This is a genomic window from Spirochaetota bacterium, from assembly GCA_038043445.1.
GTDB lineage: Bacteria > Spirochaetota > Brachyspiria > Brachyspirales > JACRPF01 > JBBTBY01.
In genome coordinates this window covers 1-8,737 of sequence record JBBTBY010000160.1, presented here as the reverse complement: position 1 = coordinate 8,737, position 8,737 = coordinate 1, and the positions used below count along the sequence as shown (strand labels likewise).

7 protein-coding genes are annotated in these 8,737 nt (G+C 53.7%); 4 read left to right on the top strand and 3 right to left on the bottom strand.

Going from position 1 to position 8,737, the window contains the following annotated elements:
- The 3 genes from AABZ39_20025 to AABZ39_20015 all read right to left on the bottom strand — a co-directional run.
- On the bottom strand, nucleotides 1-505 hold a 505-nt coding region (locus tag AABZ39_20025), incomplete at its 3' end, for a hypothetical protein (protein ID MEK6797072.1).
- Nucleotides 506-588: 83 nt separating this feature from the next.
- Nucleotides 589-2,406 (bottom strand): LuxR C-terminal-related transcriptional regulator, encoded by a 1,818-nt coding sequence (locus AABZ39_20020; GenBank protein ID MEK6797071.1) that lies wholly within the window; start codon nucleotides 2,404-2,406, stop codon nucleotides 589-591.
- 58 nt (nucleotides 2,407-2,464) lie between these two features.
- Complete coding sequence (locus AABZ39_20015) at nucleotides 2,465-3,241, bottom strand: SUMF1/EgtB/PvdO family nonheme iron enzyme (GenBank protein ID MEK6797070.1); 777 nt, start codon at nucleotides 3,239-3,241, stop codon at nucleotides 2,465-2,467.
- A 379-nt stretch (nucleotides 3,242-3,620) separates the two neighbouring features.
- Between AABZ39_20015 and AABZ39_20010 the strand changes: the two genes are divergently transcribed.
- The 4 genes from AABZ39_20010 to AABZ39_19995 form a co-directional block, all read left to right on the top strand.
- A complete protein-coding gene (locus AABZ39_20010) occupies nucleotides 3,621-3,878 on the top strand; it encodes a hypothetical protein (protein MEK6797069.1) in 258 nt (85 codons plus the stop codon).
- Between the two features lie 4 nt (nucleotides 3,879-3,882).
- Nucleotides 3,883-4,335, top strand: a complete 453-nt coding sequence (locus AABZ39_20005) for a response regulator (protein ID MEK6797068.1) — start codon at nucleotides 3,883-3,885, stop codon at nucleotides 4,333-4,335.
- Between the two features lie 175 nt (nucleotides 4,336-4,510).
- Nucleotides 4,511-7,435: an insulinase family protein gene (locus AABZ39_20000; protein ID MEK6797067.1), complete on the top strand. Its 2,925-nt coding sequence runs from the start codon at nucleotides 4,511-4,513 to the stop codon at nucleotides 7,433-7,435.
- A 179-nt stretch (nucleotides 7,436-7,614) separates the two neighbouring features.
- A partial coding sequence (locus AABZ39_19995) for a DUF512 domain-containing protein (protein ID MEK6797066.1) occupies nucleotides 7,615-8,737 on the top strand: 1,123 nt, incomplete at its 3' end.

Genomic DNA, 8,737 nt, shown 5'->3' with positions numbered 1-8,737 from the left:
ATCCATTGCCGTCCACGGAGTTATAAAAATCGTACACGTTCGATCCCCCGACATTGGCTAACGACGCGCTTAATCCAGCTGCGTAGGACTCGCCATAGCTTTTGTACATTGGGGCGATCACACCGAGCGGTTTCAGTATCACAGCGCTATTGCCATTACCATCTGTACCGGTAAAAAACGCATTCCCATCGGAACTATAGTAATTACTATTCCCGTTGCTCGATGTCGACACAGCCGTGGTTTTTGCACCGCCGCCCCAGGCGCTTTGACGCCAGATGTAGAATGCCTGCGCATTGCATATGTTCAGCGATATGAAGAGCACCGCGATGATGTAAAAAAGGGACCGGGGGGATGTTCTCCCCCCGGTTTGGTCATAGGAGGTATTATTCTGCAAACGCTTGAACATACGCACGCGTATGCGCAAACGATCACATTCCACGGTAAGTAAGAACGATGCGGCCATTACTTTCCCCGGTATCGTTGATGCTGCTATCAGGATAGGCATACGGCGGGGAACGCGCAATAGTGCGAAAGGATATTATATCTGCTGGCCGGATAATCCGAATGGATTAGTGTCGAGCGGTGATGCTAGAGCGCGGAAAGGAGCTTTTTTACCAGCTTTGATTTCGAATTTACACCGAATTTCCGGTAAATACTGATGGAGTGGACTTTCGCCGTCGGCTCCGCTATACCGTATTTATCGGCGATATCGCGGTTCGATACACCATTAAGCAGATCGATAAGTATCTGCTCTTCGCGTTTGGTCAGCCCATACGGGGCGAGCACTTCCGGATGGTTCTCGAGGTCCAGGAATTCCGATTTCACGATGCGCTCGAGCATGTCTTCGGCGTTCTTCCGCGCTTCTATCTCCTCGCGGAGATTCCTGTTCACGGCGATAAGCTCTTTCGTACGCTCATCAACCATGGCTTCAAGTTTCGTGTTGTACTCGTGGAGGGATCTTTTCGATGCCGTCAGCTCCGTCATCGTTCGCCGTATGCGCTTCACCATCGACGTGAATGCCGCCCCGATGCGTCCGAATTCATCCCTGGCCCCGATGTGCAGGGAAATATCGTGTTTTCCCGTTTCAAAGGCGTTCAGTGCCGATATGATGTTCGATAACGGCCCAAGCACGCTTTGCCGGAAGAATACCGGGAAGAACACGATGATGATCACCGCGATGAGCAGCGACATGATGATGAGATATCCGATGATGCCGTTGACGTACGAGCGGTATTCACGGTAGGAGAACCCTATTTCATAGTGCGCTGCACCGACGGTGAACACATGCGTGATGAAGAATGTCGAGGTTTCACGGATATCGAGGCAACGATACGAATGTTTTGCCGCGGTGGTCTCGTTCGCCCCGCTCATTCGCGGACTTACCGGAGGTACGTCTTCGCGACGGTAGATATTCCTGTATGACAGTTGTGCGGACGACAGCCTTTGCACAAGGTATTTCACATCGATGGGCATGTGGCCGCCTTCCGTCGAGAGGAATGCCTTCGCGACTTCGGCCGATTTCTGGACCTTCCTGCTGTAGAGCGACTCAATACTGCTGTTAAGGGGTATGGCAAGGAGGCCGATGGCGGTGAGGGCGGCGGTGAGGGGGATGACCGTTATCTTGAACGACAGCGTGGTCGGCTGCGTTGCATTATTCACATACACGATGGTCAGGAACAGCATGAATAGCATCGACCCGATCGAGACGATGAGCTCATAGTCGGCATAATCCATGATGCCGCGCAGTGCGAACACATGGAGAAGCGACATGGCGAGCGGCAGGAGGGTGAGCAGCAGGAACGCACGGCAGGTGCGGGCTTCCCGCGGCGGGGCGATGAGAGCACGGAGGGCGTTATAGGTGCGCGTCAGTACATGTGACGGCGCGGGAGGTCTTTTTTCGGAAGAGAATATGACCGTCTTTCGAAGGAACACTATCGCGGCCCAGGCGTTCAATACGACGTTCGCTGCCCCGAGGAACTGGCCTCGTGAACCCGGGTCGGCATAGCGGAACGAATGGAAAAGGAAATCATAATAGGGAAGAGCGTTCAGTGTCCGTGTCGCATAAATGAGGTAGGCGGCAAGAAAAGAGATGCTGAATCCGATGAGAACGATAATGGATTCCCGGCGGAAGAGCGGACGCTGATACCAGTAAGCGAATGCGACGAGGATGATGCCGCTTGCCATGAACGCACGCATGAGATACACCGAATACACGACGCGGTGATCCAGAAATGAATCAAGGACAAAACCGCAGAAACGGGTGCCGGCGAACGCGAGCAGATAGAATGAAAGCAGATACGTTTCTGTACGCTTTTCACGGAACGTCAACAGGTATATGCCGATGGCGAGCGCGAGGAGTGCGGATATGAAATGACCTACCGAATAATAGGTGATGAACAAATTCATTGAAGATCCCGAGTTGAGGAGCATATTTTAGTTTAGAACTCCGGATTTGTCAATTTTTTCACAACGAAGATGCGATACGGAATCCTATGTATTCCAGTCGATAATTCGGCATAAGTCCGGACCGATGCGCCGGCCGCGCATTGAAAATGAGATAATTGAACGCTCCTCCGCGAAAGACACGGTATTCGGGAATGCCCTGCGGGCCTTTTGGGTTATCTGTATCGAGTCCGCGATAATTTTCCTGATATGCGTCCCAGCACCATTCAAAGACATTCCCGGACATGTCATGGATCCCCCATGCATTCGTCCTTTTTTCACCGACCGGATGGGTGGTCCCTCCGCTATTGTTGTAATACCAGCAGTAATCATCATCGAATGACGAGCCCCAGGGGAATCTGGTCGCTGCACCTGCGCGGGCGGCATATTCCCACTCGGCACCGGTGGGCAAACGATAGCCGTTCACGGTCCATGTGCAGATGATATTCGTCGGATTTCCCTGTTTCAGGACCGTCGTTCCGATGGCATAACACGGCGTACGCCTGTCCATTTCGCTTGCGGCATTGCACCATTTTATGCAATCGAACCAGCTTACTTTATTCATCGGGCATTGCAGGCTGCTGCGGTATGCTGCCCGCGTATCGATCCCTTCAAATCCATCGAACACATATCCCTTGCCGCGCGCCCAATCATGCACCTTTATCCATTGTGCATAGGTCGTTTCTGTGGTCGCAATGAAGAATGAATTGATCTTGACCGTGCGCACAGGCTTTTCATCAAAATTGCCGTTTTCGCTTCCCATTCTGAAACTGCCTGCGGGAAGTTTGTGCAACACCATCCCGAAACCGCTTGTCGCTTTCGGCAGGCTCGGACCGGGCTTTGGCGGCGGCGGGGCTGGTGTTGATCGCTGCGGGTGAACATGTACGGCGATAACCATCAGGATGAATACCAGTGCGTGTGAAGTCATGGAGCTTTTCATCGTATGGTCCTTCAGCGGATATTTCTCCGTTACAAGTATCAATAATTGATGAGCGGCCGTCAATAATGCGAATGGTGCATGCTGCTGAGCGAAAAAATATCCGAACGGATTATAGCATTATTTCGATTTGACCGTTCTATCGATAGATACGCAGGTCGAAAAGGAGCCTTTTATGGAGCGACGATCTTGGCCGCGAATAGTCACAAATATACCGCTTCTGCTGAACTGTCGGGATAGTATGTACGATTGTATCGTCGAGGAGTTCTCGTTCCGCGGTGCGCTTGTGATGGTTATCGACAAGCGAGTTCCGACGTCCATTCAGGATCGTGATGAGGTGTCATTCCGCCTCGTGTCAGCGGAGATGTTCTCGGAATATCATGGCATCGTGGTCCGTCGATCGAGAGGGAAGCCGCTGCGTCTGGTGATCGCTTTCACTGCTTCCTGCGTGAATGATACGAAGAAGCCATCGCGTGATATCCATCCAAAAGCATCGTGACCGTATGAATAAACCCTGTACGATACTACTCATCGATGACAACCCGGCTGAGATACTGCTTTTCCAGGAAGTATATAATGAGCATCGGTATGAGCATCGTCTTATCGCTATGCATACTACGGATGATGTGATGAATTTCCTGTCGCGGCGCGGTGCGCCGGGGGTCATAATCCCCGATATCATCGTGCTGGACCTTGATATGCCTGGGGTAACAGGCCTTGATGTCCTGCGGTCGGTAAAAGGCAGTACTGAACTCGCCGTAATACCGGTCATTCTTTTCTCATCCTCGGACAGCGTCCATGACGTACATATGGGGTATCGTCTGCATGCGAACTGCTTTATACAGAAGCCCGCGGATCTACACGGACTTTACTCGGTCGTAAAACGGATAATGCGATTCTGGTTCGAAACGGTGACGCTCCCATCACCGAGAGCGGAGGGTGATGTATCCAGATGACAGAGCGATGCGGTTTATATTTGTTCCTGCCGGAAGCTTTACTATGGGCAACAATAATGGACGCTATGACGAGAAACCGCTACTGTATGCGATGTGCTCGTATGCAGGTTTGCGGACAGTGTTGCATATCATGAACAGGTGCGTTATAGTGTCGGAAAACACTAAAGGACGAACAATGAACGCACCGGTGAACGGCAGTACAATTAAAGGCTTCCTCGTGATCGACTCCCGACCGATACCCGGCATGGGCTGGCACGGCGTACTGCTCGAACATGAACGTCTTGGTACGCGAATGCTCCATATCATCGCCCCGGATGAGGAGACTCTCGCCGCCATCATCATCCCCACGCCGCCGGCGGACGACACGGGGCTCCCTCATATCATGGAACATTCCGTACTGGGCGGGTCGAAACGTTTCCCCCTGAAGGACCCGTTCTTTGAGATGATAAAATGCAGTCTTGCAACCTTCATCAATGCGATGACATACGATAATTTCACGGTATATCCGTTCTCAAGCGTCGTCAAGAAGGATCTGTTCAATCTTGCCCAGGTCTATTTCGATGCGGTGTTCCATCCGAATATCACCGAGAATACGTTCCGACGGGAGGCCTATCATCTCACGCCTGACGGCGGTACTCTTCAGGTGAACGGCATCGTCTACAATGAGATGAAGGCGGCGTATTCATCGCCGGATTCGCTTCTCTGGCGCGAAACACAGCGGTTGCTGTTCCCCGACTCGTCGCTCCGTTTCGATTCGGGCGGCGACCCCGCGTCAATACCGGGACTCACCTACGACGCGTTCAAACGGTTCTATGATACGTTCTATCATCCGTCGAAGGCGTATATCATCTGTTACGGGAATATCCCGACGGAGGAGTACTGCCGGTTCTTTGACGATGGTTTTTTGCCCTTTGAAAAAGCATCGCGCGATCTTTCGCTGAAAGCACAGCCGCGTTGGAGAACACCGCGCGCCGCACAGGCGACGTATCCCGTCGGCCCGAATGAAGCGCTCACCGGGAGAACATATCATCAGATGACGTGGATAGCAGGCGACTATCGTGACCCGGCGGAGTATCTTTCGCTTGCGGTGATAATGCAGGCGCTTACCGGCACCGATGCGTCGCCGCTTAAAAAATCCGTCATCGATTCACGCCTCGGCGCGGATGTGAACTGGAACATGGCGTATGCGTTTGCCCCCGATGTGGTCATCACTACGGGCATAAAAGGGAGCGAAGCCGTCCACACACGTGCGTATGAAGAACTGGTCCTTTCCACGCTCAGGAAAACAGCGGACGACGGCATGCCGGCGGATCTGATCTCGACGGCGATACGTCAGCTGTCGTATCGATTCCTTGAACGGACTGCGCATTCGCTCATCGATATCGTGAGCCAGCTTACGCCGTTTTGGATATACGGCAATGATCCCTTTGCCATGCTCGATATGCGTACGCTCCTTGCCGAAGTGCAAAAAAAGCTTACCCCCGATATGGTATCATCGTTCATACGAAGCCGATTGCTTGAGAACAGCCACCGGTTGCTCCTGACGCTCACGCCGGATGCCGCTCTGCGCGATCGTGCTCTGGCAGAGCATGATCGGGGAATGCAGGACCGGATGGCGAAACTTGCGGCGGCCGACCGCGAGCAGCTGAAAAAAGAATTCGAGGAGCTTGAAAGACTGAATTCGGCCAAAGACTCGCCGGAAGTGCTTGCAACACTCCCGCGTCTTTCCATCATTGATCTCCCGGATGCCCCGCGGGAATTGCCGACCGTGGTCGAGGCGGTGAACAATCGGACTACGTTTCTTATGAACGATATGTCGACGAACGGCATCGCATATTTCTGCGTTGATGCGGATATGAGCGCGCTGCCGGCGGCTCTCTACCCGATGCTCCCTGTGTTCAAGGAAGTGTTCGACAGGATGGGCACGGAAGCGATGTCGTATATCGATATGGCGAAACGCCGCGCTGCGGTAACGCGATACATCACCTCCTGGTATTATTTCTCCCCGGATGTGAAAAGCAGAGCGATAACCCCGCATCTGAAGTTCTGGTTCGTCGCCACCGATGATTCGTTCGATGAAGCCCTCGCCGTCATGAACGACCTCATGTCCGGCATTTCGGCCGCCGATGAGGCGCGCCTTGCCGATGTGTCGCGCAGATACCATGCTGCGTTCCGCGACAGGCTTTCACAGCAGGCGAATGAGATAGCAAGGCTGCATGCAAGACGGAACGCGAACCATGCCGCGCGAAGGGAATATCAGATGAGCGGCGTGTCCGGGTACCGGCGCAGCGCTACACTTGCAGGACGCTTCGATGAACAGAAACAGGATGTGATATCCGCTGTCCGTGCGATACGCGAATGCGCACGGTCATCGATGCGCATTACCGTGTCGTTCACGGGGGCGGCTGCCGTTGCGAAGAAAGCAGAGCGGTACGCGAAAGCGTTCGGGAGCGGAACACCATCAGCGGAAAGCGCTCGAAATGAGGACGTATCGTATTCGCCGGTGTTCGACGGCATATCGCTTCCGGTGCAGACATCGTACGGGATGATATTCATGCCCGCATACACTGCAGAACATCCGGATTCCGCCGTGCTCAGGCTTGCGACGGCATTGCTCAGCAATGATGTCTGGCTCCCGGAGATACGTTTCAAGGGCGGTGCATACGGCGCGCGAATAGGATATGATAAGCGTTTCGGCTATTGGGATATCCTCACGTATGCCGATCCGGATTTCAAGCGGACATGGGGCGTGTTCCGGGGGCTCAGGGAATTGGCGGCGTCTCTCCCCGTCGACCGCACACATCTCGATCAGCAGGTCATCGGTACCGTACGTTCCGACCTGAACCCGATAATGCCCGATCAGGCATTGCATACGGCGCTCGAGCGATATCTCATCAATGAAACGGCCGAGGACCGTGCACGGCAGTATGACGCCGTCCGTCGCGCTACACCGGATGCGATACGCCGTGTACTCCTTGAGGTCATCGAGAACGGCCTCGCTAATGCGTCGTTCTGTGTCGTCGCGGGCCATGACAAGCTCAAGGAATATGCCGCCGCCATCGATGTGCCGATAACTATCGATGATGTTCTCGGGTCTTGAAAATACACACAACATACTTCTTCGTGCTTTTCGTGGTTATATTCTTCCATGCTTCGGTTGTTAGAAGAAGGATATTGAATCACGAAAATCACGAAAAAGAAAACAGTTACATGCGGTAAGGTCACCAGTGGCATTGAGATGTGTTTGACGCGCGTACATTCGCATGTATACTCTCTCACATGATACACGGAGCTCATGTAGAATTCGTCGAGAAACGCTCCCCGGCGGGAAAAGCCGGGATACGCCCCGGCGACAGGGTGCTCGCCCTGAATGGTGAACCGCTTATCGATGTCATCGATTATATGTTCCGCGGGGCCGATGGTACGGTCACGGTCGATATCGTGCAAAAGAACGGGAATGCCGTCACAAAGGTGGTCGAAAAGAACAATGGCGAACCGCTCGGGCTTACGTTCTCCGAGATAACGTTCGACCGGATCCAGACCTGTATCAACAAATGTATATTCTGCTTCGTCGATCAGATGCCGTCGAGGATGCGTGATACGCTCTATATCAAAGATGACGATTTCCGTCTGTCATTCCTGCAGGGATGTTTCCTTACGCTCACGAACCTGTCGCCGAACGCGAGGAAGCGCATCGCTCTGCAGCAGCTTTCTCCGCTGTATGTGTCCGTGCACACGACGGATCCCGCAATACGGCGCACCATGCTTGGTCACAGGAATGCCGGCAGGATAATGGACGATCTCACATACCTTGCCGCACATGGCATCACGTATCATACACAGATCGTGATATGCCCCGGTTTCAATGACGGCAAAGGGCTCATCCGTTCCATACGGGACCTGGCGGCGCTCCATCCGGCGGTGCTTTCCATTGCGCTTGTTCCCGTGGGGCTTACCGCGCAGCGAACGGGGTTGACGCCGCTTCGCATGATGACGAGTGCCGAAGCAAAAGCGATTCTCGCGGCTGTTGCACCGCTGCAGAGGCGCTTTTGCGCCAGGTATGGCATGCCGCTCGTGTATTGCGCCGATGAAATGTATCTCCTTGCCGGGGAGCGGATACCGCCGGCGTCGCAGTACGCCGATTACCCGCAGATAGAGAACGGTGTCGGGCTGGTGCGTACGCTCTACGACAGCTTTTTGAAAGCGAAGCGTTCGCTGCCGGCATCTATCGCCCGTAAAAGAACGGTTACGCTCATTACTGGTGTGTCGGGAAGCGCTGTGCTTGCGCCGATAGCGAAGCGCTTATCGAAGATACGCAATCTTACGGTGAATAGAGCGGCTATCCCCAATCGCTTTTTCGGCGAGATGGTGACGGTAGCGGGGCTTATTACCGGGCGCGATA